The sequence below is a fragment of the Listeria cossartiae subsp. cayugensis genome, assembly GCF_014229095.1.
Lineage (GTDB): Bacteria > Bacillota > Bacilli > Lactobacillales > Listeriaceae > Listeria > Listeria cayugensis.
The window spans coordinates 806,957-829,479 of sequence record NZ_JAARZC010000001.1 but is presented as its reverse complement, the minus strand read 5'-3'; the positions used below and the strand labels follow the sequence as shown (position 1 = coordinate 829,479).

Annotated in this window: 29 protein-coding genes, 1 pseudogene and 1 riboswitch; of the genes and pseudogenes, 10 read left to right on the top strand and 20 right to left on the bottom strand. The window is 38.1% G+C overall.

Annotation, left to right across the window (positions count from 1 at the left end; translation table 11 throughout):
* Positions 1-121: 121 nt before the first annotated feature.
* Complete coding sequence (locus HCB49_RS04240; protein WP_185480092.1) at positions 122-1,006, top strand: PocR ligand-binding domain-containing protein; 885 nt, start codon at positions 122-124, stop codon at positions 1,004-1,006.
* Between the two features lie 152 nt (positions 1,007-1,158).
* Positions 1,159-1,349: riboswitch (cobalamin riboswitch) on the bottom strand.
* A gap of 64 nt (positions 1,350-1,413) precedes the next feature.
* On the opposite strand, the gene cobC is transcribed toward HCB49_RS04240, so the two are convergent.
* From cobC to HCB49_RS04195, 9 genes are all read right to left on the bottom strand, one after another.
* Complete coding sequence (cobC, locus tag HCB49_RS04235) at positions 1,414-1,989, bottom strand: alpha-ribazole phosphatase (RefSeq protein ID WP_185604199.1); 576 nt, start codon at positions 1,987-1,989, stop codon at positions 1,414-1,416.
* On the bottom strand, positions 1,990-2,736 hold the full coding sequence (gene cobS, locus HCB49_RS04230) for an adenosylcobinamide-GDP ribazoletransferase (RefSeq protein ID WP_185604198.1): 747 nt from the start codon (positions 2,734-2,736) through the stop codon (positions 1,990-1,992).
* Between the two features lies 1 nt (position 2,737).
* Complete coding sequence (gene cobU, locus HCB49_RS04225) at positions 2,738-3,295, bottom strand: bifunctional adenosylcobinamide kinase/adenosylcobinamide-phosphate guanylyltransferase (protein ID WP_185604197.1); 558 nt, start codon at positions 3,293-3,295, stop codon at positions 2,738-2,740.
* Positions 3,292-4,041, bottom strand: a complete 750-nt coding sequence (gene cblS, locus HCB49_RS04220) for an alpha-ribazole kinase (protein ID WP_185604196.1) — start codon at positions 4,039-4,041, stop codon at positions 3,292-3,294. The genes cobU and cblS overlap by 4 nt, the downstream gene beginning before the upstream one ends.
* A gap of 24 nt (positions 4,042-4,065) precedes the next feature.
* Positions 4,066-4,497: a EutP/PduV family microcompartment system protein gene (locus HCB49_RS04215; protein WP_008947512.1), complete on the bottom strand. Its 432-nt coding sequence runs from the start codon at positions 4,495-4,497 to the stop codon at positions 4,066-4,068.
* Between the two features lie 5 nt (positions 4,498-4,502).
* Positions 4,503-4,853, bottom strand: a complete 351-nt coding sequence (gene eutS, locus HCB49_RS04210) for an ethanolamine utilization microcompartment protein EutS (RefSeq protein ID WP_008947511.1) — start codon at positions 4,851-4,853, stop codon at positions 4,503-4,505.
* Between the two features lie 147 nt (positions 4,854-5,000).
* Positions 5,001-5,555, bottom strand: coding sequence for a BMC domain-containing protein (locus HCB49_RS04205; RefSeq protein WP_185604195.1), 555 nt, complete (start codon positions 5,553-5,555; stop codon positions 5,001-5,003).
* Entirely contained in the window at positions 5,552-6,916 is a 1,365-nt protein-coding gene (locus HCB49_RS04200) for a 4Fe-4S dicluster domain-containing protein (protein WP_185604194.1), read from the bottom strand. The genes HCB49_RS04205 and HCB49_RS04200 overlap by 4 nt, the downstream gene beginning before the upstream one ends.
* Before the next feature lie 118 nt (positions 6,917-7,034).
* Positions 7,035-7,514 carry a precorrin-2 dehydrogenase/sirohydrochlorin ferrochelatase family protein gene (locus HCB49_RS04195; protein WP_185604193.1) on the bottom strand — a complete coding sequence of 160 codons (480 nt, stop codon included), beginning with the start codon at positions 7,512-7,514 and terminating at the stop codon, positions 7,035-7,037.
* Positions 7,515-7,605: 91 nt separating this feature from the next.
* Here HCB49_RS04195 and HCB49_RS04190 point away from each other — a divergent pair, with 91 nt between their 5' ends.
* The 3 genes from HCB49_RS04190 (at position 7,606) to HCB49_RS04180 (ending at position 9,127) form a co-directional block, all read left to right on the top strand.
* Entirely contained in the window at positions 7,606-8,013 is a 408-nt protein-coding gene (locus HCB49_RS04190) for a VOC family protein (RefSeq protein ID WP_185604192.1), read from the top strand.
* Positions 8,014-8,140: 127 nt separating this feature from the next.
* On the top strand, positions 8,141-8,713 hold the full coding sequence (locus HCB49_RS04185; RefSeq protein WP_185604191.1) for an ATP-dependent Clp protease proteolytic subunit: 573 nt from the start codon (positions 8,141-8,143) through the stop codon (positions 8,711-8,713).
* Positions 8,714-8,779: 66 nt separating this feature from the next.
* Positions 8,780-9,127, top strand: coding sequence for a nuclear transport factor 2 family protein (locus HCB49_RS04180; protein ID WP_185502602.1), 348 nt, complete (start codon positions 8,780-8,782; stop codon positions 9,125-9,127).
* 40 nt (positions 9,128-9,167) lie between these two features.
* Here the strand turns inward: HCB49_RS04180 and HCB49_RS04175 are convergent, their stop codons facing one another.
* From HCB49_RS04175 to HCB49_RS04160, 4 genes are all read right to left on the bottom strand, one after another.
* Positions 9,168-10,637, bottom strand: a complete 1,470-nt coding sequence (locus HCB49_RS04175; RefSeq protein ID WP_185604190.1) for a leucine-rich repeat domain-containing protein — start codon at positions 10,635-10,637, stop codon at positions 9,168-9,170.
* Between the two features lie 279 nt (positions 10,638-10,916).
* Positions 10,917-11,207 (bottom strand): CPCC family cysteine-rich protein, encoded by a 291-nt coding sequence (locus HCB49_RS04170; protein ID WP_185604189.1) that lies wholly within the window; start codon positions 11,205-11,207, stop codon positions 10,917-10,919.
* Positions 11,200-11,676, bottom strand: coding sequence for a GNAT family N-acetyltransferase (locus tag HCB49_RS04165; protein ID WP_185604188.1), 477 nt, complete (start codon positions 11,674-11,676; stop codon positions 11,200-11,202). Before HCB49_RS04165 ends, HCB49_RS04170 begins: the two co-directional genes overlap by 8 nt.
* A gap of 19 nt (positions 11,677-11,695) precedes the next feature.
* The gene (locus HCB49_RS04160) at positions 11,696-12,775 is read right to left on the bottom strand and encodes a DUF5677 domain-containing protein (RefSeq protein WP_185604187.1); all 1,080 of its coding nucleotides are present in this window, start codon (positions 12,773-12,775) and stop codon (positions 11,696-11,698) included.
* Positions 12,776-12,976: 201 nt separating this feature from the next.
* On the opposite strand from HCB49_RS04160, the gene HCB49_RS04155 reads away from it, so the two are divergent.
* Both HCB49_RS04155 and HCB49_RS04150 read left to right on the top strand, forming a co-directional pair.
* Positions 12,977-13,561, top strand: coding sequence for a hypothetical protein (locus HCB49_RS04155; protein WP_185604186.1), 585 nt, complete (start codon positions 12,977-12,979; stop codon positions 13,559-13,561).
* Positions 13,562-13,612: 51 nt separating this feature from the next.
* Positions 13,613-13,969: a hypothetical protein gene (locus HCB49_RS04150; protein WP_185502598.1), complete on the top strand. Its 357-nt coding sequence runs from the start codon at positions 13,613-13,615 to the stop codon at positions 13,967-13,969.
* Positions 13,970-14,037: 68 nt separating this feature from the next.
* Here the strand turns inward: HCB49_RS04150 and HCB49_RS14425 are convergent.
* Positions 14,038-14,157: pseudogene (locus HCB49_RS14425) on the bottom strand (immunity 26/phosphotriesterase HocA family protein); the annotation flags it as partial.
* A gap of 105 nt (positions 14,158-14,262) precedes the next feature.
* Between HCB49_RS14425 and HCB49_RS04145 the strand changes: the two are divergent.
* The gene (locus HCB49_RS04145) at positions 14,263-14,526 is read left to right on the top strand and encodes a putative quinol monooxygenase (RefSeq protein WP_312026193.1); all 264 of its coding nucleotides are present in this window, start codon (positions 14,263-14,265) and stop codon (positions 14,524-14,526) included.
* 37 nt (positions 14,527-14,563) lie between these two features.
* Here HCB49_RS04145 and HCB49_RS04140 read toward each other — a convergent pair whose 3' ends face one another.
* On the bottom strand, positions 14,564-16,210 hold the full coding sequence (locus tag HCB49_RS04140; protein WP_185604185.1) for an amino acid ABC transporter ATP-binding/permease protein: 1,647 nt from the start codon (positions 16,208-16,210) through the stop codon (positions 14,564-14,566).
* A 1-nt stretch (position 16,211) separates the two neighbouring features.
* Positions 16,212-17,927, bottom strand: a complete 1,716-nt coding sequence (locus tag HCB49_RS04135; RefSeq protein WP_185604184.1) for an ABC transporter ATP-binding protein/permease — start codon at positions 17,925-17,927, stop codon at positions 16,212-16,214.
* Positions 17,928-18,184: 257 nt separating this feature from the next.
* Between HCB49_RS04135 and HCB49_RS04130 the strand changes: the two genes are divergently transcribed.
* From HCB49_RS04130 to HCB49_RS04120, 3 genes are read left to right on the top strand one after another with little or no spacing between them, the layout of a single operon-like run.
* Positions 18,185-18,904 carry a MerR family transcriptional regulator gene (locus HCB49_RS04130; protein WP_185604183.1) on the top strand — a complete coding sequence of 240 codons (720 nt, stop codon included), beginning with the start codon at positions 18,185-18,187 and terminating at the stop codon, positions 18,902-18,904.
* The gene (locus tag HCB49_RS04125; RefSeq protein ID WP_185604182.1) at positions 18,901-19,497 is read left to right on the top strand and encodes a GNAT family N-acetyltransferase; all 597 of its coding nucleotides are present in this window, start codon (positions 18,901-18,903) and stop codon (positions 19,495-19,497) included. Before HCB49_RS04130 ends, HCB49_RS04125 begins: the two co-directional genes overlap by 4 nt.
* Complete coding sequence (locus HCB49_RS04120) at positions 19,494-20,492, top strand: alpha/beta hydrolase family protein (protein WP_185604181.1); 999 nt, start codon at positions 19,494-19,496, stop codon at positions 20,490-20,492. The genes HCB49_RS04125 and HCB49_RS04120 overlap by 4 nt, the downstream gene beginning before the upstream one ends.
* 42 nt (positions 20,493-20,534) lie before the next feature.
* Here the strand turns inward: HCB49_RS04120 and HCB49_RS04115 are convergent, their stop codons facing one another.
* The 4 genes from HCB49_RS04115 to HCB49_RS04100 are packed head-to-tail and all read right to left on the bottom strand — an operon-like array spanning position 20,535 to position 22,394.
* Complete coding sequence (locus HCB49_RS04115) at positions 20,535-20,969, bottom strand: GNAT family N-acetyltransferase (protein ID WP_185604180.1); 435 nt, start codon at positions 20,967-20,969, stop codon at positions 20,535-20,537.
* 45 nt (positions 20,970-21,014) lie between these two features.
* Positions 21,015-21,527, bottom strand: coding sequence for a DUF4274 domain-containing protein (locus HCB49_RS04110; protein WP_185604179.1), 513 nt, complete (start codon positions 21,525-21,527; stop codon positions 21,015-21,017).
* A 28-nt stretch (positions 21,528-21,555) separates the two neighbouring features.
* Positions 21,556-22,029 carry an NTF2 fold immunity protein gene (locus tag HCB49_RS04105; RefSeq protein WP_185604178.1) on the bottom strand — a complete coding sequence of 158 codons (474 nt, stop codon included), beginning with the start codon at positions 22,027-22,029 and terminating at the stop codon, positions 21,556-21,558.
* A 59-nt stretch (positions 22,030-22,088) separates the two neighbouring features.
* Positions 22,089-22,394: a hypothetical protein gene (locus tag HCB49_RS04100; RefSeq protein ID WP_185604177.1), complete on the bottom strand. Its 306-nt coding sequence runs from the start codon at positions 22,392-22,394 to the stop codon at positions 22,089-22,091.
* Positions 22,395-22,523 lie beyond the last annotated feature (129 nt).

The following is a 22,523-nucleotide window of genomic DNA, read 5'->3' as shown; positions in this document are numbered from 1 at the left end:
ATATGAAATTAGTCTTAGCAATATATTGTTATCTTCATGGCAAGAAAATGTAAGCGCATTATAAATATGCTATACTAAGAACGACAGAAACACGCCAAGTATCGCCGAAAGGGGAATCGCTATGTTACTACAGTCCAAAAGCAACGAAATGCTCATTGAAAAAGTGATGGATGAGTTCTCAGCCGCAACCAGTTTAGCCTCAGTTGTTGTAGATATACACGGTACCGAAGTTTCTAGATTATGTAACTTTACTCCTTTTTGCCAACTCATTCGCTCCAACCCCAAATACCGCTCCCTTTGCCAAAAATGTGATATGTTTGGTGGTCTTGAAGCCTCCAAAACCGGGAAGCCTTTAATTTATCGATGCCACGCCGGATTAACCGATTTTTCAGTCCCCATCGTCGTCGAGAATCAACTTAGTGGATTTTTACTCAGTGGCCAGGTTATTTGTGAAGAAAGTAGCGAAGTTGGCAATATCCAAACAGAAGAAACCGATTGGAAAAACGACAAAGAACTTATTTCCGCGTTTCGCTCTGTCCCTGTTTTCAGCTCCAAAAAAATCAACTCTTCTGCCGAAATGCTTACGATTATTTCCCAGTATTACTTGAAATCCGAAATGGAAAAAAGCCGGGAAGAACAAAAGCAAAAAATCGCTTTCCACCATACAAAAGTAACACATCAGGAAGATAACAAAGAAATCCGGAAGGCCCTCAAGTATATCGAGAAAAACCTTAACCGTCCGATCACACTCGATGAAGTAGCAAGTCATGTGTACCTTAGTTCCTACTATTTCAGCAAGCTTTTCAAAAAAGAAATGAATGTCAACTTTATCAATTATGTGAATCAAAAGAAAATGTCCCTTGCGAAAGAGATGCTGAAAAATCCGCGCTGGTCGATTGATAATATCGCTCGTAATTTAGGCTTCACACAAACGAGTTATTTCTGTAAAGTCTTCCGCAAAGAATTTGATGTAACTCCTAAAGGCTACCGAGAAACCTTAAAATAAGTATTTTCCAAAAGTCATGTTCTAGTAACTTCGAATATGACTTTTTTGTTGCCTGAAAAACAAAAAAACTTTCATCCGTCATCGAATGAGAGTTTATGCATAGCAAAAAAGCTACACTACCCGCATACGCTTTTTAGGACCCCGAAAAAGAGTTGCTTCCGGCTTATTTGGCGAGTATCCTGACTTGGCTTCCTCCAACAATTGAACCTTCCCATACGCTAAAAACGCACAGTGGCTATCTCAATTCTTGTCCACCTTACAGTTGCGGGGGCAGTTTCGGCATTGCACCGAATTCCTCTTTCAGAAATGCAAATACATTCCACCAACATAAGACCTATTTAACTACCTACATTTTACCACAAAGCGTTTACAAAAAAGGCACTTTCAGCTGAAACGACAAAATTCTACTATTGATTAGAAATAAGAAAGCATTGAGACTCACTGTCCCAGAGCGAATAACACCCTTGCTTAAAATCGGCATCCCAATATTGTGCTATAGTTTGTTTTTGTAAAAAAAGCGCAATCACTCGTAAAACGCCAAGATGACCTACGAGCAATACCGTATCAAATTGCTGCCATTTTTCCATTTCTGCTTCAAAGGTAGCAATCACTCTCTCATAAAAAATCGGAAAACTCTCCCCGTTTGGAAATAATGCGGTTTGCCAATTATTACAGTATTCATCCCAAGCCTCGGGGAACTTCGCGCTAATTTCCTGGTATGTATAACCTTCAAAATCGCCGAAGTCCATTTCATTCAAAGCCGAAAAACGAAGCGCCTCATCATTACTTAAAATATTCGCCGACTGCTTCACCCTCGTAAGATCACTCGTCACAACTAAATCGACCGAGTACTTGTCAAGCTTTTCACGGAGCTGCTCCATTTGCTGAACTCCATGTTCATTCAAAGCAACATCTAGCTGTCCACAATATTTTTTCGCCACATTCCAGTCCGTTTCCCCGTGTCGCACAAAAATAAGTTGCACTTACATCAACCCCCAAAGCAGCACTAAACAAAATAAACAGACAAGTTGCCCCATTTGTCCACCTGCACCAAGCGTATCCCCGTTCATGCCACCAATCCGCTTATAAACAAACGTCCGGTAAATAATCGTAAACAAAACTACGCCAACATAAGCAATGACACCAATATAGGAGAAAAACAGTCCCAACGCAGCTAACACAATCACTTGCGCAATCACAATCGGCCACCAAGGAACTCCTAGAAAAATCGAACCTAAACCTTCCTTTGATCCCGCATATGTCATTCTTGCAAAGAGTAGCATCGTCACACCTTTTGCAACAATCGGCAATGCGAAAAATAGCCAGCCAATTTGCTGTACATCCGGAACAGACAAGAATAAGGCACCATAAAAAAGAAAATAAAAGCAAATCGCAATCACACCGTTCGCACCAACGCGACTATCTTTCATAATTTCCAACATCCGCTCTCTTTTCCGTGAAGAAAACAGCCCATCCGCCGTATCCGCCAGTGCATCGACATGGAATCCACCAGTAATGATAATCTCCGCAAAAAGCCCCGCAATAATCGCCACTGGTAAAGGCATAACAAACGCCACTAAAGCAAAAACGAGCCAATTCCAAGCGCCAATAATCACTCCGACAAATGGCAGCAAGGCGCTCCCTTTTTTCAAGTTAACCTCATCCATATTTATTTGGATAGGTAGCGGAATTCGCGTAAAGAATTGAATTAATAAAATCAATGTTTTCATATTACTTCCACCTTTTCGGAATGCCACTTACGACAAAATAAACTTCTTCCACTTGCATCGCGATTTGCTGATTGACTCGGCCGATAATATCCCTAAAAACACGTGTTAGCTTATTTTCAGGCACGACGCCAAGTCCAATTTCATTCGTCACAAAAATAAGTTTAGCAGTGGAATTCTTGCCAGCTGTTAAAATCGCACTAACCTCCGACTGGATCTCCGCCTCAACTTCATCGGCAACTTTATTCGTCAATTCACGCTCACCAAGCAAAGTGAAAAACAAATTAGTGACTAACATTGTCACGCAATCAAGCATAATTACCTCATATTGGTTCGAATGTTGATCCAAATAAGTCGCAATTCCTTGAAAACTCTCGAATGTATCCCAATTTGCTGGACGAGTTGCTTGATGTTTTTGGATTCTAGCTTGAAACTCCGTATCATTCTCATACGCAATGCCTGTTGCCACATATAAAACACGGTTAAATTTGGCTGCCTCTTTTTCAGCAAAGCTACTCTTACCGCTCCTTGCCCCGCCAGTTACAAGCATCATTTCACTCATGTCCATTCCTCACTTCCGCGTAACTCCCCTATCCGTTTTGCCCCTAAAAACTCCCGCTCAAATGTGGTTACATCATCTGCTTTAACCGCAGCCAAAATAACAGATGCCGGTCCCGCAGTTTTATTCATAGCCTCTTCGCTAAAAGTATCACTCGCAGTAAAAATGCCATCATTTAGCCGCGCTAAAAGATTCGCCTCGTATGCCATTCCTTTAGAACCAACTGGTACTACTTCAAGCACAGCGCTATGTGTCACCAACTTTTTCACTAAACGATAATCTGGCATTTCCGCCATTTTTTGCAAAACTTCCGCGCCAACAATCGGTTCGCCAAACGCAAATAAGACCGCAGCTTCATGCACATTCACGAGCTTTAGTGCAGCTTTAGTCGAAAAACCAGTTACAAGAACGCCTACGCTGGTTTGAGTTACTTTCATATTTTCTTCTGTACTGCCATTTAATTCGATATGACTTAAATTCGCCTTGGTAAGTTCGTCCTTTAGCCCAGCGATGACACGTTTACCAGTGGGTTCCATTTCAGCTCCGACAACATCACTAACCGATACAACTTCCGCACCAGAAGCAATCATTTCCATCAGAGCAACCCTCAAAGTCAAACGAGCTGTCACTTCAGGCGCGACCATCAAGCCATCATGCGCTTTCTCGCCGAATCCAGCACTAATATCACAGCTCGTCAAAATACAACCACCTGGCACATCAATTACAGATAAATCCCTCACTTGAGGCATTAAAAAACCTCCACTTAATCAAATTTAATCTTCCAAATATGCCCGAAGTTCTTCAATTCCTGTTTCATCCACTGAAGAAATATAAAAAATATGCTTCGCGCCAGCCATGCGTAATTCCCGCTCAGCTCGCTCAATGTCTTTATCCGATTCCGCTAAATCCACTTTTGTGACAATCCCAATAACCGGTTTAGCAAAAATACTAGCAAACATTGGTGAAAACGTCTGCTTCTTCTCCGAGACACTTTGTAAAATCGCAATCACCGACGCATCTGCTGCCGTCACTGTGAGCGCACTGTAAAGTTGTCTATGTTGTACAAATTCGCCGGGAGTATCAATCATTTCTTGAAAATACTCCACAGCTTGTGTTTTCTTATATAAAATATCGTAACCATGCAATTTTTGGCACAGTGTCGTTTTACCACAACCGACTGAGCCCATTACCATCATTTTCTTCAAACGACTCAGCTCCTAGTAATTTTTGGAATCGAGAAGTCCAAAATTTCGTTTAGTGAAAATACTACTTGTTGTAAAGCTGCTTCAACAGAAGAAACATCGCCAGTTAGTACAACGGAACCACTGAAACGATCAATAAAACCAATTTGGACATCGCCTGATTTTGTCGCGATATCACTTGCAATAATCGAAGCTTCACTTGGTGTGATGGTCAAAATCCCAATCGCAGTCGCGCCATCTTCTAATCCTAATTTTGTATAAATATCACGGTTCGGATTGGCGATTAAATGCGCAAGCGTCACCTGTTTACCTGGTACATATTCTTGTATTACACGTTCTTTATTATCATCAAAACCCATTTTATTCACTCCTCATCTAGACAAACTATCTCAAAATAATCCTATCATATTTAGGCGCCACTATTTTGTCAGATTGTATAAAAGGCACGCAACTCCAGTTAGTGCGCGCCTTCTTCAAAAACTCTATGACAATATATTGTTATCTTTTTAGTAGATTAAACTCTCAAAAACTTCTTTTCGCGGTCTTGGAATAACTACTTTATTAATTAAAAGTGCTTCTTCTTTGGCTGCTGCAAGTCCAGCTTCTACCGCCGCCTCACATGCTGCTGTATCACCCGTTAACACAACGAACGATTTACCAGCAATCCCAGTCGCCAAACGAATATCCAGTAACTGCACATCGGCTGCTTTTACTGCGGCATCTGCAGCAATAATCGAACCAGAGCAAGAATAATATTCCATAACTCCAACCGCGTTCATTTCATCCGGTACTGCGGTTTTATTAATCGCTTTAATCACTTGGTCAGACACACGTGGAATCACTAAGTTACCAACGATATTGGCCGCACCAATCTTCGTACCTGCTTCAATTGATTGCGCCACTGAATCCACTGTTCCAGCAATTAAAATATAATACTTTCCTGGACAGCTTGCTTTTGCATAAATCAATTCTGAATTGGCCGCTTTTAGCATTGTGTCGACCGCTTCGATACCTTTCGAAATACTATTTAATTCGAGAAATCCTAATGTATCCATTTTCATGACATCACCTTCTTAATATGAACTTGTTCTTCAGTTATCCGGATAATTTGACCATCAATGCTCGCGTGGATATTTGCCCCAAGTGCCGTATCAGGAATCTTCGCAATTAAGTCCCCTTTTTTCACGATATCGCCTTCACTTACAACTGGAATGGACGGCGCACCAATATGCATTTTCATCGGAATAAATACTTCATCCACTTCTAAATAATGCATTTTTTCTAAATGAACGTCCGCATATTGCTGCAAGCCCATTTTAATTAAAATGTTTTTGGGTGCAATTGATTTATATTCGCGCATCGGATCTGGTGTGAATTCTTTTTTATCCGTTTGATAACGTACGCCTTGTTTTAAAAGTTCTTTTTTCACGTGAATGTTTACTTGACGCGGAGAAAGCCCCATCGGACAAGCGATTACTTCACAAATCCCACATTCACAACAAATCATCGCTTCTTCCCAAATTGGGTCCGGTTTGATATCCGAAATATCTTCCGCCACCGCAAAATGACGCATAACTTTATGTGGATGAATATCATGACCTAATTGTTGTCTTGGGCATAAATCCGAACAAAGCGAACACTGAATACACGCTGATTTAGTTTCATTAAAAATTTGTTCCACTGTTTGATAATGCAGTTTGTGCAAGTAGCCCGTATCTTCTGCCACAATCAAACCAGATGTTGTTTTCGTTACAACTTTTTCCGAAATGGTGGATTGGTCGTTTAGTTTACCCATCATCGGTCCACCATCTAAAAATAAATACTCCGCTAAATTAGTTCCACCAGCTGCTGCTAAACATACTTCAAATGGCGTTCCAACTGGTACATCTAACAGTTTTGGCTCTCCAACTGCTCCAGTGACTGTTAATTGTTTACGAATAACTGGCGCCTCATCTTGAATCGCGTGAAAGACGTTCCACATTGTTGAAACATTCGATACGATACAGCCCACCATTAGAGGAATTCCGCTTGGTGGTACAACTCGCCCAGTTACTTCAAATACCATAACTTGCTCGTCACCCGTCGGATAGACATTATCCATCTCATGAATTGTCACGCTCGCATCTAGTTCCATAATTGCCGCACGCAATGCCGCAATTTCCTCTGTGTAATATCGTTTCGTCGCAATAACGGCAAATTCTGCACCTACTTGGTTTTTAACCATTTCAATTGCTTTAATCGTTTCTACTGCATGGTTTCTCATAACAAAATGATCGGTTTTTAGTAGCGGTTCACATTCCGCTGCATTAATAATTAAATATTCCACTTCGCCACTAAATTTGGCATGGGTCGGAAAGCCCGCTCCCCCACAACCAACAACGCCAGCATCTTTAATCTTTTCTAAAATGGACATTTGGCTCAACACCCTCTTAATAGTTTTTCAGTATACTTCAATGATAGAGCGTTTACATTCCAAAATCTATAGTAAAATTTTGCAACCTAAAAGAGAGCAATATAATAGAATAAAAAACCTACTAAAATTAGCAGGTTTTATCTTTTTTATTACGATTAGCAATTTCCTTTGTTTCTAAATCTGCTACCAACTGGTTAACTTCGCGCTTCACTTTCTTCGCGTAACCTGGATTGCCTCCGCCCGTTGAGATTCCAATCGTCAGTTCATTTTTCGTCACCGTCGCCATATTGAAAAAATCGGAATTTGCTTGCTCGGTTGTATCATTCACGAGTTGCCCAGGCGTCCGGTCGCGCAAAACGAGCTGATTTACTTCCGGGTTATCTGTGCAAATAAATATCATAAAAGCCGATTCCAGATGTTCCGCGCGATATGCTTCTTCCACTACCTGCACATCAAGCGACTTAATCTCTGGCAAAACATTTAGCCCAACAACTAAAATATCCGCACCCGCATCCAGCAAACCCGCAATTTTCCGAAGCGCCACTTTTCCGCCTCCAATTATGACAACCTTTTTCCCTGTAATATCAAGCATTATCGGGTATTTCATAAGCCAACCTCCGCACATTTTTCTTCATTTTAACACATAATTGAAACATTTTTCGGGTATAGTTAAAATAATTCCAAAGGAGGTAAATGAAATGTTTAATCAAGCGAAACGAATCTCCACATTTTTCACATTTAATGGAAACGGCGAGGAAGCCTTCAATTTTTATTTAGATACTTTCCCTGATGCAAAAAAAATTGGCCTAACCTACTTCACAAAACCCGAACAAGGTGGCGATATTGGCAAGGTGCTCAACGCTACTTTTGAAATGAAGGGGGCCTCATTCATGATCATGGACATGACAAATAACGCCTCTCCTGACTTTAGTTGGGCAACAACCACCCTATATTTTGCAGATACAGAAAACGAATTCGATACCCTTTTTGAAAAATTGGCTAAAGATGGTACGGTTATGATGGGCCCAGAAGCAGTTGAAGCCCTTCGAAAAGTTGCTTGGGTTACGGATAAATTCGGAATCACTTGGCAATTGGCATTTGTATAAAATCGAGAAGAAAACGCCGTCCTAAAGCGTTTTCTTTTTTGCATTCAAAATGTTTGACCATTTTCGACCATTATGATAAGATACCTGTATTATAAATAAACTAAGGCTTTTTAAGGAGGAATTTTTCATGGCAGAGAATAAAAATAATGAAAATATCACAAATATCCTTACCCAAAAATTGATTGATACACGAACGGTGCTAATTTACGGGGAAATCAATCAGGAGTTAGCCGAAGACGTTTCTAAGCAGCTTTTACTTTTGGAATCTATTAGCAATGATCCAATTACGATTTTTATTAATAGCCAAGGCGGACACGTCGAAGCTGGCGATACGATTCATGATATGATTAAATTTATTAAACCAACAGTGAAAGTCGTTGGAACTGGCTGGGTTGCAAGCGCCGGTATTACGATTTACTTAGCTGCTGAAAAAGAAAATCGCTTTAGCCTTCCAAATACGCGCTACATGATTCACCAACCAGCTGGCGGCGTTCAAGGTCAAAGTACCGAAATCGAAATCGAAGCAAAAGAAATTATCCGGATGCGCGAAAGAATTAACCGCCTCATCGCCAAAGCAACCGGTCAATCATACGAACAAATTTCTAAAGATACAGATCGTAACTTCTGGCTTTCAGTTAATGAAGCAAAAGATTACGGCATTGTTAATGAAATCATCGAAAACCGCGATGGCTTAATATAATACGAAAAGGTTCACTTACAAAATGAAGTGAACCTTTTTTATTCCCTATAAGATGGAGGACTTACAATGGAATTAACGAAAGAAAATTTCCAAAAACTTGATCAAATTCATTTATCACTCGAAAACCGTCACTCCATGTCTGAAATTATCGATATTTTAAGTGAATCTTACATGGAAATTACGCAAAGCGGTGTTGTTAAAGATTATGCTTATTACAAATCGCTAACAACACTTGGCGATAGCAGTTTAAAAATCATGGAATATGACATAAAAATTTTAGACGAAACGAAAGTTCTATCGTATTATAAACTTAAAAATTTAAGCGAAAATAGCTATACGATGCGAAGTAATATTTGGATTATCGAAAATGGTTTATGGAAACTTACTTTTCATCAAGGAACAAAAATTGTTTAACTAAAAAAGGAATTGGGCTAATGACCAAATTCCTTTTTTATTATTTTCGTTTTCTTAATAAAATCACACCAATAGCAGCCAGCGTTAAGCCGCCAAATAGACTAGATGTCATTCCACTTTCCCCTGTTTTCGGCAACTTCACAGTACCTTTAATTGGTTGAATTGCTACTTCTTCATTAACAGAAATAGCCTGATTTACCGGGGGTGTTTGATTTCCAGGAGAATCTGGAACGTTTGGCTCGACTGGTTTCGGAGGGTCTACTGGATTTGCTGGGTCTGCTGGGTCTACTGGGTCTGCTGGGTCTGCTGGGTCTACTGGGTCTACTGGGTTAACCGGCTCAATCGGCTTCTCTAGCAAAGACTGCGTAATTTTACCAGAATAGGTCGTTGTTAACGAACCAATTGTTACCGGCAAATCATATTCGTAATTAAGAATATAATTACTTTGCAACCCTTCCCACGTAATCTCCCCATCCGCATAAACACCCGCATGATTCACTTTTGTCGGCGCTACTCTACTACCATTTTCATCTATTACTGGTGCAGGTAAAATCAGTGGATCATCTACCTCGACAGCATCTAATACACGTGTTTGATTCTCCAACTCCAACCTTGTTAAATTGGTTAAATTTTTCAGTGGAGAAATATCAATTATTCGGTTGAAACTGAGTGTTACTGTCTCTAAAGTAGTGACTGTAGCCAAACCACTAATATCGCTCACCTGATTCGCTTTGACATCGAAATCTTCAAGACTTGTAAGATGTTTAACCACACTCACATCCTTGATTTGATTCCCAAACAAACTTAAACCAAGCAAATTCGACATATTTTTAAGCGGCGTAATATCACTAATATTATTTCCCCCCGCCCAAAACATCAGCATATTAGACAGATTTTCAACTGGTGACAAATCACTTATCTCACAATCCCTTATAGTCAAAAATTCCAGCTGCGTCATATTTTTAACAGCACTAATATCCGAAACTGGATTGGCACTAACATTAAGTTCTAGCATATTCGTTAAATTTTTTAACGGTTCAATCGTTTGCAAGTTATTAAACTCAAAGTCGAGCGCCATTAATGTCGTCAAATTCGCAATTGGTGTTAAATCACTTATTTGATTTTTGGGCATCTGTATGACTTCTAGCTGCGTTAAATTACTTAATGGTCCTAAATCACTCACTTGGTTGCCATTGCCAAATACTTGCGTGAGATTTTTTAAATACTCTACCCCTTCAAGACTTTGAACACCTTTTGAGCTGAAGTGCAACGATTTAACTGTATTCAATTGGCTTTGCGTAACCGTGCTAGTTGCTGATGGTAGCTTTAACCAATCTGCAACTACTTGCGCAAGATTTGGATCAGCAAAAATCTCATTAATTGGCGTTGGATTTGTCAGCGAGTAGACTGTTTCAGCTTTGACTATATGTGGCTTAGCAAAATCCCCCATACTAAATACACAGGCAAAGCTTAAAAGTAAACTGGTTGTAATCTTGATAGTTTTTTTCATAATATCCTCCTTGATTGTCAACCAACATAATACTCCGCTTATTCACTCAAATCAACGGAACAAGGAGGCGATTTTTCCGGTTTTAGAAAATGATTTTCTTCCTTTTATTCCCCAACCTTTTCCCTCGCGTTCTTACCACTATTGCCTTCACTAGACTTATCCTAGCCATTTATCCTCCCTTGAATTGTGTCTAAAAAATGAACTGATGGAAGAAATCCGCTTTTTTAACTACTAAAAAAGGTAAATTAGATTTAAAAACCTAACTTACCTGTTAATTTTTTATAATTCATCTGCAGTTGCGTCCCTTACATACTCCTTCATCGCAAATTCACAAGCACCAAACTCTTTAAAATTTTGCCGTGCTTCTAATAAAGTTAAACCATGATTAGCACCAGAAGGGATATTTAGTAAATCTCCTACCGAGGAAGTTTTTTGATGATGTGAGTAAATCTCTACCTCAGTAAAGACAAAATAACCGTCATCCTCCCAAAAGCATATAGGACAAATCTCAAACTCTCCTTTTTCATCAATCGTTAAACTGTTACAACAAGCACATCTATGTTTACTCATCCAAGTCCTCTTTTCTCGCCGAATTACACCACTTGAGCACCAACGTCAGTTCTTTTTCTTCTATTATTTCGAAACCAGCTTTTACAAGAAAAGCAATTCCTGCTTCATTTTTCCGTCTTACCTCATCTAACATAACCGCTCCGCCACAATCATTTTGAAAAAACGCCAAGAATAATTGCAAAGCTTTTTGAGCGATCCGCTGACCTCGAAAACATGCAGCCACTTTAATATTTAAATGAGCAGTTCCTTTTTCAAAATCACGAAAGCTCACTTCTCCAACTGATTCCGCATCTTTTTTAATAATAAAATAAGCATTGCTTCCCTGTGATTTTGACTTTAGCCAATCCATTCGCGTTTCTTCTGGAAAAGAAAATGGTCCACCAAGTACTTCCGTTGTTGCCAAATCTCCCCACAACCATTCAATGAAAGGAAAATCAGCTGTCGTAGGTTTTTGTAGTGTGATATTCATAAGGTGCCTCCTTGAAAAATTATAAATAATCTTCACCTAGTTTTATTAATTCAAACTCTAAATTATCAATTTCGCCTTTTAATTCTGGTGATAACTCAAATAGATTTAATGATTTAAAAATATAAAACATCATCGCATAAAGTTTACCATAAATAGAGGAATATGAAAAAAAAGGGCCAAATTTTGATTTTATATCCTGTCCATGAACAAAACAACTTGCCTCTTGAAAATCTTTGTATAAATAATCTTCATTTAGATAATCACAAGCATCCTTAAATGTGATGTTTTTCTTAGTAATTACAGTTGATAACCAATTATTAGTGTTCCCTTTTTTTAATCTAGACTGTAAATCTTCATAATTTGCATACAACTCTTTTAAATTAATATTTAAAACTTCTCGAACATTATCATCATACCTTTTGGTTCCATTAATTAAGTTACTTAGAAACCAATCTTGGAGTAAGGATGGACTTCTTTCTTTTTTTATAATACTAACATACACATAGCATTCAATAAGTGATCTTGTCATTGCAGCATTTGAAATCAAATTACCATTTGTAAACGAATTAAATAGTTCAACTATTAAGTCTTTCATATAAGACTGCCAATGCATCAACAAACCAAATTCATCATAATTCTCTTTCTCAATTTCAACTTTGTAGCTATCTAATTTTTCATATTTCTTTAGCATATTAGCTACCTTGTTCAAGTATGTATACACATCTTTTTCTAAAACAAATTCTGTATTATAATAGTTTGCTATTTGAAGTTTAGATAATAGACTGTTCTGCTTTAAATCATAAATCTTTAATTCTTTTGGTATATCGTTTATTTGTTTTTTAGGATTTTTCTTTGTGAGTAAGGGAAAGCTAATTTTAGTGAAAAATTGAAGCAAAAAATCTTCTCCAAATTCCTGTTGAAGTCTAAGCATGTCATCATCAAATTCACCTAAGTCATTTAAATGCCCCTCAATTTCCACATGTAAAAACCTAGGATAATTCTGAAACTGATTTTGATTTGTTAGTAACAAATCAAAAATTTCTCGCGCTGCAGTTTCGAAATCTGTTCTTGTTGATACTCTATAATATAAAGTATTCATTATCATCCTTCTCCTCTTTTAGTATAAAATATACAATTACTTTCACTTATATATCCAAAAATTAAACAGGAATATAATACTTATTTACTATCATAAAAACATTATCTTATTTTATCAAAAATCCGCTACTTGACCTTGCTGATTTTATACCACCATGCTATCATTAAATTCAACATAAATTCAACCAAGCAGGTGCTCATCATGATATATTACAAAGACAAACTCAAAACAATCGGAACAGCTTTAACTTCTTTATCTTTTATTTTCCTGTTTGGCTTATTAACTCTATTAGTAATCGAAAAACCAGAATCATTTTATTTTGGTCTTATTACGATATTTTTTATCGGGCGTTTACTTTTTCAACTTCTACTCCCTCCAAAAGAATGGGTCCAAGTTACAAAGACAGCTTTTATTCTTCACACACGCAGCGAAACAAAAACGATCCATCTTGTAAATGTAAAAAGAATAAGCTATTACTTCCAGCCTATTCATAGGGGCATAAGGTATCAGGTTCCAGAAACGATGGAGCTATTCTTTCAAACAGAAAATAAAATGGAAAAACTCGACTGCTCCTTTATCGGCCGAAGTAATTTCGTTGAGTTAATTAATCAATTTGATGCCAAATTAGCCTCATTAAGCGAAGATATCATTGAACATGATCATCGCTATCCTCTTGACCTTTTACACGGTGCATTTTTATTTGGTATTGTTATTTTCTTCTTGATTTCCATTTTTGGGTTTGGACGAGAGTTTCTATTTGAGCAAATTGGGAAAATTTTTGAATAGCAATCCCAATGTATGGTTCGCCAAAGTCAGCCAATTTAAAGGAGTATTATTATGAACTTACATGTTTATCATCTTGGTCATGGACTTTTCCCCTTAGATTGGGAATTTTGCTTTCTTACCATTGATGAATACAAAGAAAAACTTGAACAAAAATATAATCCTAAACGATATGTATCCAACGAATTAGAAACTATTTTTTCACTCATTGATGAAATGCTACTATATGCAAAAAATGACTTCAAGGAAATGTTTTCTGGTTATGACCGATTACGTTGTCCGCCAATGATTTTCCCTATTCCAAAAGGAGACAGCACAAGTGAAGCAACTTTTTGTATCATTTTAAAACGTGATGAAGATGGCGATACCGTTGTTTATTCGCCCGTACAGTTATCTTACCTTGAAAAATAATGAAAACAGCCTGAAGTTAGCTTTTTCTAACTTCAGGCTGTTTTTTTGAATTTGGTCATTATTTCCCATCAAATCGACAAAATATGTTGAGCGGTAATCCCGTTATATTTTTCATTAAAATCATCAAACAACATTTCCCAGTTTATATCTAAAACTGCATATATTTGCTTTAGTTCCTCTTCTGAAAATGCAGGAATTAATAATTGTTCTACCTCATAATATCGAAACGTATCAAAGGAGGAGGAGAAATGTTTTAAAAAGAAAACGCTAATTATTTATATTGTACAGCAGTTATTCAAACTACTAGAAAAGTTTCTTATGAACAGCGGGTTGAACATTTGGAAAGGTTACGCGCTAAAACAGTGACAGAGGAAGGCTGTGTTCTATTCGAAATTGTCCCTTTAGAAAGAGCACTCGGCAGATTCGCTTTATGGGAAATTTGGCAAAATCAAGCAGCTTTTTATTACCATCATGAACAGGACTACACGAAAAATTTCTTTGCCGCAGAATTAGATACCATTGAATTTTTCGAAAGCTCGGAGAAAGTAGATTTATAAACAAAAACAGCTTGTAGCAATTACAAGCTGTTTTTGTTTATTCTACTACCCGTTGCAATACACCGTTTTCTAAAAACCACTGCTCTTCTGCCAAAGCTAGCGTCGTTCTTCGGTGAGAAATTACAAGCACCGTTTTATCCTGAATCTCTGAACGTAGCGTGTTGAGAATCGCTTGTTCGTTAATATAATCCAAATTACTAGTTGGTTCGTCTAGCAATAATAACGGCGCATCGTGAAGAAATAGTCTTGCTAAGCCAATTCGCTGACGTTCACCATCCGATAAATTTCTTGATTGACCGCCAATGATTGTATCATATCCCTCTGGCAAAGTTTCAATCCATTTATCCAGTGCCGCTTTTCGTGCCGCTTCTTTCACTTCTTCCAAAGTCGCCTCTTTTTTCCCTAATCGAATATTATTTCCGAGCGTATCCTCGAATAAAAAGGTACTTTGCTCCATCACGCCTTCCAACTGGTGAAGCGACGACTCCGTAAATTCAGGAAGTGCCTGATGATTTAATTTCACTTGGCCATCCGGATCCCAGTAACGCATAAGTAGCTTCACCAACGTACTTTTCCCGCTACCACTTTCCCCACCGATGCCTAGCCATTTTCCCTTTGGCAATTCAAGCGAAAGTCCGTTCAAAATCGGCTGTTTCCCGTCATGACTAAAACGAACTTGCTCCAGCTCTGCTCGCTCAAAATCAGTTAATTCTAGTTGACCATCAAAAGTGACAACTGGTTCTTCTTCGGTTAAAGCATAAAGTCGCTTTCCACTCGCAAAAGTAGTCAACAAAGCCGTTCCTAAAGCATTTAGCGCCAAAACCGACCCAAAAGAACTCAGACTAAGTACGGTTCCAATTAATACTGTTTCTAGCGGTAATTGCCAGAAACTACCTAACACTAAAATGAGCGTCGCTGTCCCGATTAGTACCCATTCTCCCAAAATTTGCAATTCGCTTCCTTGGCGTAAACGTTTTTGATACTGCTTGTTTAAATTTTCCCCGCGATCAGTTAATTTCGCCAAGCGCTCTTCACCCAATGTAAACTGAAAAATATCTTGTAAACTTGCGACGTTTTCCATAACAGCTTGATTGAGTCCAACAAATTCTTTCTGGTAAGCCGTCCCGATTTTTTTATTTCGGTTGTAACTAATTATTGGTAAAACCACACCAACTAAAATTTGGCCTAATAAAAGGATGAACGCCAAGCCAACATCATACGTTGCTAAAAATCCAACCGTTGCAATTGTCGTGCCTAGCGCAATGAAAACTGGCGAAATCGTGTGCGCGAAAAACACTTCTAAAGCCTCGACATCGGTTGTAATCGCCGTAATTAAATCGCCACTCTTTTTCCCAGATAAACGGGCCGGACCCAATTTTCGTAAGGTCGCAAAAATACGTTCTCGAATAATTGCCAGTAAACGAAAAGCGATATCATGATTTAAATACTGTTCTGCATAGCGCGCCAGCCCTCGTACAACACCGCACCCAACCATCACTAGGAGCCATTTAGATGGATTTAGTGATTGCTCTAAAATAACTGCAATAATGCCATATGCTCCAATCAAAGAAATCATAATAACCGATAAATTACTAATAATCCCAAGTAAAATTGCGAGAATCATCTTTCCTCTTAACGGTTTAACAAATTTCAACAACCAACGAATAATCGCCCATTCTGACATATTATGCTCCCCCTTTCAACAACGCTTCTTCTTCTAAAAAGTAATTTTTAAAGTAACTAGATTCCTGTTGTAACTGTTCCGGATTCGCCACCTCAACCAATTTCCCCGCTTCAAAAACTAACACCTGATCCGCGGCCAACACATTATATAAGCGATGCGAAATAAAGAGCACGATTTTTTCCTGCGCTAATTTTTGTAAAACCGCAAGAATAATTTTCTCACTTTCCAAATCTACCCCAGAAGTAATTTCATCAAAAACATATAGTTCCGCTTCTCGAAGTAACGCTCTTGCAAGCAACAAGCGCTGCCTTTGCCCACCGGATAAATTACTCCCATTTTCTTCTAAAAGTTCGTTTAATTGACCCGGTAACTTCCGTACAAAATCAGCCAAACTCACTTGTTCTAAAACGTTCCATAACACCGTTTCACTTGCTTGCCGATTACCAATTAATAAATTTTCCTGAATACTTTCCGCATATAAATAACCATGATTATCCACTAATACGGCTTGCTTACGGATCGCCTCGCCACTTAAATCGGACAGTGGCACATCGTTCCATTTGATTTCCCCCTGATAGCCAGGTAATTGATTGAGTAACACGCGCACAAAAGTACTTTTTCCAGAACCAGACTTACCAACAATCGCCGAAAAACTACCTTTATTAAAACTTGCAGACACTTCATGAAGCGCTTCGCTTTCGCCCTTTTCATATGTAAAAGTTAAGTCTCGAACTTCAATTTTTTCTAAAGGTTTTTCTAGTTTTTTCGCGCCATACACTTGCTCAGGTAGCTCTAAATAAGCGAACAATTTACTACAAGCACTAATCCCGTTCATTGCCACATGGAATAAAGATCCCAGTTGACGCATCGGAATAAAAAATTCTGCGCTCAAAAGCAAGAACATTAGCATACCAGTCATACTAATAGTTCCATTAGTGAACATTATTAAAGACATCCCAATCCCAAGAGCCGCCCCACTATACGAAATAATATCCATAATCGTAATCGAATTTAACTGCATAGACAGCAAACTCATCGTCGCCTTACGAAAACGTTCTGCATCAGAAACAATTTCCTCTTGCTTATATTTATCTTGATCATATGCTTTTAAAATACTTAAACCACTTAAATTCTCATGAAATTTACTTCCTAAATTCGTATAATCCGACCAATAACGACTCAAAATCCGCTTGGCAATTTTCATCACCATCATAATCACAACTGGAATCATCGGCATACAAATCAACAGTACAATTGCCGGCTGCCATGCAAAACCAACCAAACTGCCAAAAATCATCAAAGACGCGATTAAACAATAAAATAATTGCGGTAAAAAACGTGAGTAATAAATTTCTAACTGTTCAATTCCATCTACCGCCAGTTGTGTTAATGTCGACGCTGGTAGCTGGCCTTCGTTGTTGCCTAGCCGAAAAGCTTTTTCCATTACAGCACGGCGCATCGACAATCGTAATTCCGCCGAAGCATGATAAATTTGTTTTTCCGCTAATTTGGTAAGTATCGTCTTGCCAATCAAAACGACTAAAACCGTCCCAACTAACATCAGCCAATGTATGCTTTCACCGTTTAAATAACTAGTTAATTGTTGAGCAAAAACGAGCCACAGACCAATCATCAGCCCCAAACTAAGTACCCGAAACAGAATTAATAATATTAAAGATTTCTTTTCAACCAGTTGAAACAAACGCTTATCAATCATTGTATTTCCCCCGAGTTACATGCGGATTCATTGTACTAGAATCTTTTAGTACTTTCTTTGATTTTTTGGCTGTGTGAGCCCTGTTCTTCATTACTTTTCCCATTTGATCGCTAACCTCCGTTAATAAATCTTTGTTTATTATATCACAAAAAACGACTTTTGATAATGATTCTCATTATCAAAAGTCGTTTTATTTTTTGTTGACCGCGTGGTAACTACATAGTTTATAATAAACCTAAATCATAAGGAGGTATCATATGAGAGCTCTTTCCACTAGCGAAATCGCTGCACTTTTCCAAATATCTAAATACAAAATACGGCATTATATCGATGAAGGCGTTTTGCAACCTAACAGAAATCCAGAAAATGGCTACTATTTTTTCGAAGAAGCCGATATTTACCGTTTATATCAAATTATTCTTTTTAGAAAAATTGGTTTTTCCATTCAAGAAATCAAAGAAAGTTTGGTTGGCGAAAAGGTGACACCGATGTTAGAACAAGCCGAACAAGATTTGCAACAAAAAATCGATGAATTATTAGAAATCCAGAAAACAGTGCAAAAAATCATCCATTCGCAAAAAGAAATCACTTTAGATGAAATGGCGTTTATAGATAGAGAAGCTCGTTATTTCAAAAAAGTTCCCGACCAAATAATCGCTAATAACTCTATTGACTATTCCCAAGCCGCAAAGCAAAATCTGCCTAATTTAGAAGAGCCCTTTTACATTTTTACTGGGCAAAACACTAGCATCGTCTGCCTTAAAAGCACCAAAGAAACGAGTGATTATACGTTCCCCACCGGTAAATATGCCTGCAAACATTTTATTGCAGAAAATGAAGCAATGATTGAAACACAAATTGAACAGTTTTCAGAAGAACTAAAATATCCTGTCAAAAACTTGCTCATCTATGAAAATATCTACCCTTCACTCGCCTATCCCCATGCAATGGTTTATACGATGGAAGTGCAAATATGACTATTTCGATAAAAAACATCACCACATTTGAGAAAGAAAGTATATTGGAGGAAATTGTATTTTTGGTTTGCGCGGGGTTTAAATCAAAGTTCACAAAAGCACTATTTTCGGAAGCTGAAGTACAGGTCATTATTTATGCCCTTTGCCACTACATTTATACCGAAAAAGGCGAAAATTTGCTAATTGCAACACATGATGAGAAAGTTTGCGGTTGCGTATTTTTAACAAGTAAGGGCGATTCCCACCGCCAATTTTATCATTCAATAAGTAAATTTCTGTCATTTTCGCAATGCCTTAAATTAATTTTCTTACTCAGCCTACTATCACACAAACCCACCTCCAGAGAACGATACATTGATTTTATAACCGTTTCTCCAGATTTTCGTGGCCAAGGTATCGGAAAAAAGCTCCTAAAGCATTGTATAGAAACTTTTCAAGACGAACGAATCACGTTATACGTTGCAAAAACCAATACTGGCGCCTATCAGCTTTACCAACATTTAGGCTTCCAAGTGATTGAAAAAGAAAATAGCACATTCATGGGTGTGTTAACTGGTATCAAAGAATGGCATAAAATGGAGTGGATACAATGAAACTTTGGAAGAAAATAACTATCATGATAAGTGGAATTGTCGTTATTTTAGTAGTGCTACTTTTCATCGGAAATGATTACGAAATGACCGGGAAAAGAGTTACCATTCCGACAACTGGTGGAGATCTATCCACTGTCGTCACTACCCCAAAACACGACAAACCAAAAGGCATCATCGTATTCGTGCATGGCGACGGAGCACAAGAAGCAACGCAAAATGGTGGCTATAAACCGCTGATGGAACGATTCGCCAAACAAGGTTATATCTCTGTTTCTTGGGATAAACTAGGCGTTGGCAAGTCATCCGGTAATTGGCTAGATCAATCCATGGATGATCGTGCAAATGAAGTCAATCAAGTTATCGAATGGATGAAAGTGAAATATCCAAATAGCACCACCAAGATTGGTTTATGGGGAGCTAGCCAAGCCGGTTGGGTAATTCCGAAAGTAATCAATGCAAATAAAGATATTGATTTTTCCATACTCGCAGCCCCTGCTATCAACTGGATGCGTCAAGGAGAATACAGTACCGGCGCACAAGCCAAAAACGCTGGCGCCACAAATAAAGAAATCATTCAAGCAAAACAAAATTTCCTCACAGACAGCAAACTTATCTCTAAAAATAAAACCTATGAACGCTACAAACAAAACGGTGGTAAAGAAGAAATGTCCTCAGAACGCTACGATTTTGTACGTAAAAATATGACCGCAGATGCAACCGAAGACCTCGCAAAAATACAAGCAAAACTCTATCTCGTTTTAGCTGAAAAGGATGAAAATGTTGATTCAGCGGAAACGAAAGATGTTTATACACATGTTGTAAAACAAGCAAGCTTAGAAGTCCAAATGATTTCTAATGTTAAGCATCAAATGATTAATCCTGTAATTGCTAATTCAGAGCTACTCATTAATGTGGTGGGATTAATGGTTCCAAAATATTTTTTAGTGGATGATGCTTATCTTGATTACTGTGAGAAGGTTGTTTCAGAGCAATGAAAAAAGAGCATTCATCTGCTCTTTTTTATTGGCTATATTCACTTACGCCCTTTTCAAATGAAGTATAGGATACGCTTTCCCAAATCCATCCACTTCACTCCTAGAAGCAACCAAAAACCCATGCTTCAAATAAAACCGCTTGGCATTTTCGTTCTGTTCATTCACATCCACTTGGTTTATCTGCTTCTCTTCGGTTAACCAAGCAAGAATCTGACTTCCAAAACCTTGACCTATAAACGCCGGATCAATAAAAAGCATATCTAGTTCCCGCTCACTCGTCCCACTAAAGCCAATGATTTCCTCACCAGAAAACCACAAAAGCAACTCCACATGCTCTAAAAACCCCGGAATCTGCTCTTTATAAAACTTCCTATCTTCCGCAGTTAAAAAATCATGTGTTGCAATAACTGACTTTTCCCAAATCGTTAAAATCATCTGGTAATCTTGTGTTTTCGCTCGTTTATTTATAAGTATCATTTTTCCAACTTCCTTTAAAATTAAAAGCTCATTATTCGATCGTAATTAATACAACTCAGAAACCCGCTCTGCTAACGCAAAAGGCAGCCCATCCTCAAAAACATCATAAGGCTCATCAACGAAAGCATCCCCGTTAATCGCCTGCTCCATCACACTCGGCAATGTTTTTTCCGGAACGCATTCTAAATAATCAATCATCCAATCCGTCTCAAAATCCGATTTAGGATCGTAATATATTTCTTCCTTTTGATAAAAACCATTCACAAATTTCTCTTCCAAAATCGTGATTAATTGAAATTCTTCTTGTAACCACTCCGGAACATCCTGCATAGTCGCATACTGCTTTTTATAACGCGGAGCTAATCTCCAGTAAAACGCCAGCGCCACAGCTTTATCCACACTTGCATCATTCACTATTTTCTTTGTAAGCGGAGAATCCAAACTAATATCACCATAACTCGCCGTTAACACTGACCGAAATAAATCTTCTGCACTTGCCCCAGAAAGAAACTCTTCCCAAATCGCTTTTTCTTGTGTCGCTATCTTCTCGTTGTCCATTACAATACGTCCAAAATAATAACTATATTTAAAGCAATTTATTTTGCCATTTTTCACTGAGATATCTTCTATTTTTATAACTATCAATTTTCCACTCATCGGCTTTACGCAAAAGCACAAACAAGTATTCATCATCAAAATTGGTTTGACTTTTAATATAAACCTCCGCTCGATTTTTGTTTTTCAACTCCACGTTTGCTTCGACCGAATCCTCGACCCCATTAAATTTCACCGGAAAACCAAAACTATGTTGCTTCACATCCACATACGCGCGATGCTTATCCGTACAATATTCATCAAAAAGTGGTGTTATTAAGCTTGCAAACTTTTTAAACCAATCCGTTCTTTTCGCATAATGAAAATCCACACCAGGAAATTCTTTTCTCAATTCCGCCTCTTCCATACTGTGCTGATTAAAAATATCCGCTTCAAAAGCATTCCACTTCTGACAATAAGCTACTACTTTTTCGAGTAAATAATCTTTCTGTTCTTGCTCCGTCATACCAACACTCCTGAAAGTAATTTTTGTTTGCCTATCCATTATAACTGAATGGAGAATTATTAATCAATCGGAAAATTAATTACTTTCCCTCTCCCAACAACATTCGCACCCTCCATAACCATAAAAGACGTATTTGGTTGAATCTTACTATAACCCACGCCCTCTTGTTCATATAAAAAAGTACACATGGCATAGCCCGCCGAATCCAGCGCATCCACTTCTATATCATAAATTTCAACGCCTAAATATTCCTTTTCCTCATCTAGCTCCATCACAAAATGCGGCCGATACCCTGCTTCCGGAACCGTTTTTCTTGTCTGAGAATAAAAGGTAATCTCCACCATAAATGTCTGCTGTGATTTCATTCAATCCCTCCTGCTCTTCCTTGTTGATTAAAACGATTATACTAACTTCATCCATATAAAGCAATGCGCATTTCTTGTTTATTTAGGAAAATAAAAAGAGCCAGCACTCCGAATTTAAGGCGTGCCGGC

What these genes read in the sequence shown, in the direction of transcription:
- HCB49_RS04170 (WP_185604189.1), bottom strand. Translation starts at nt 11,207, where the DNA reads ATGAGTAAACATAGATGTGCTTGTTGTAACAGTTTAACGATTGATGAA.
- HCB49_RS04185 (WP_185604191.1), top strand. Translation starts at nt 8,141, where the DNA reads ATGGCAGAGAATAAAAATAATGAAAATATCACAAATATCCTTACCCAA.
- HCB49_RS04130 (WP_185604183.1), top strand. Translation starts at nt 18,185, where the DNA reads ATGAGAGCTCTTTCCACTAGCGAAATCGCTGCACTTTTCCAAATATCT.
- HCB49_RS04190 (WP_185604192.1), top strand. Translation starts at nt 7,606, where the DNA reads ATGTTTAATCAAGCGAAACGAATCTCCACATTTTTCACATTTAATGGA.
- HCB49_RS04110 (WP_185604179.1), bottom strand. Translation starts at nt 21,527, where the DNA reads ATGGACAACGAGAAGATAGCGACACAAGAAAAAGCGATTTGGGAAGAG.
- HCB49_RS04115 (WP_185604180.1), bottom strand. Translation starts at nt 20,969, where the DNA reads ATGATACTTATAAATAAACGAGCGAAAACACAAGATTACCAGATGATT.
- HCB49_RS04205 (WP_185604195.1), bottom strand. Translation starts at nt 5,555, where the DNA reads ATGAAAATGGATACATTAGGATTTCTCGAATTAAATAGTATTTCGAAA.
- HCB49_RS04195 (WP_185604193.1), bottom strand. Translation starts at nt 7,514, where the DNA reads ATGAAATACCCGATAATGCTTGATATTACAGGGAAAAAGGTTGTCATA.
- cobS (WP_185604198.1), bottom strand. Translation starts at nt 2,736, where the DNA reads ATGAAAACATTGATTTTATTAATTCAATTCTTTACGCGAATTCCGCTA.
- HCB49_RS04105 (WP_185604178.1), bottom strand. Translation starts at nt 22,029, where the DNA reads ATGACGGAGCAAGAACAGAAAGATTATTTACTCGAAAAAGTAGTAGCT.
- HCB49_RS04165 (WP_185604188.1), bottom strand. Translation starts at nt 11,676, where the DNA reads ATGAATATCACACTACAAAAACCTACGACAGCTGATTTTCCTTTCATT.
- HCB49_RS04240 (WP_185480092.1), top strand. Translation starts at nt 122, where the DNA reads ATGTTACTACAGTCCAAAAGCAACGAAATGCTCATTGAAAAAGTGATG.
- cobU (WP_185604197.1), bottom strand. Translation starts at nt 3,295, where the DNA reads ATGAGTGAAATGATGCTTGTAACTGGCGGGGCAAGGAGCGGTAAGAGT.
- HCB49_RS04160 (WP_185604187.1), bottom strand. Translation starts at nt 12,775, where the DNA reads ATGAATACTTTATATTATAGAGTATCAACAAGAACAGATTTCGAAACT.
- cblS (WP_185604196.1), bottom strand. Translation starts at nt 4,041, where the DNA reads ATGCCTCAAGTGAGGGATTTATCTGTAATTGATGTGCCAGGTGGTTGT.
- HCB49_RS04120 (WP_185604181.1), top strand. Translation starts at nt 19,494, where the DNA reads ATGAAACTTTGGAAGAAAATAACTATCATGATAAGTGGAATTGTCGTT.
- HCB49_RS04135 (WP_185604184.1), bottom strand. Translation starts at nt 17,927, where the DNA reads ATGATTGATAAGCGTTTGTTTCAACTGGTTGAAAAGAAATCTTTAATA.
- HCB49_RS04175 (WP_185604190.1), bottom strand. Translation starts at nt 10,637, where the DNA reads ATGAAAAAAACTATCAAGATTACAACCAGTTTACTTTTAAGCTTTGCC.
- HCB49_RS04100 (WP_185604177.1), bottom strand. Translation starts at nt 22,394, where the DNA reads ATGAAATCACAGCAGACATTTATGGTGGAGATTACCTTTTATTCTCAG.
- eutS (WP_008947511.1), bottom strand. Translation starts at nt 4,853, where the DNA reads ATGGGTTTTGATGATAATAAAGAACGTGTAATACAAGAATATGTACCA.
- HCB49_RS04140 (WP_185604185.1), bottom strand. Translation starts at nt 16,210, where the DNA reads ATGTCAGAATGGGCGATTATTCGTTGGTTGTTGAAATTTGTTAAACCG.
- HCB49_RS04180 (WP_185502602.1), top strand. Translation starts at nt 8,780, where the DNA reads ATGGAATTAACGAAAGAAAATTTCCAAAAACTTGATCAAATTCATTTA.
- HCB49_RS04155 (WP_185604186.1), top strand. Translation starts at nt 12,977, where the DNA reads ATGATATATTACAAAGACAAACTCAAAACAATCGGAACAGCTTTAACT.
- HCB49_RS04125 (WP_185604182.1), top strand. Translation starts at nt 18,901, where the DNA reads ATGACTATTTCGATAAAAAACATCACCACATTTGAGAAAGAAAGTATA.
- HCB49_RS04150 (WP_185502598.1), top strand. Translation starts at nt 13,613, where the DNA reads ATGAACTTACATGTTTATCATCTTGGTCATGGACTTTTCCCCTTAGAT.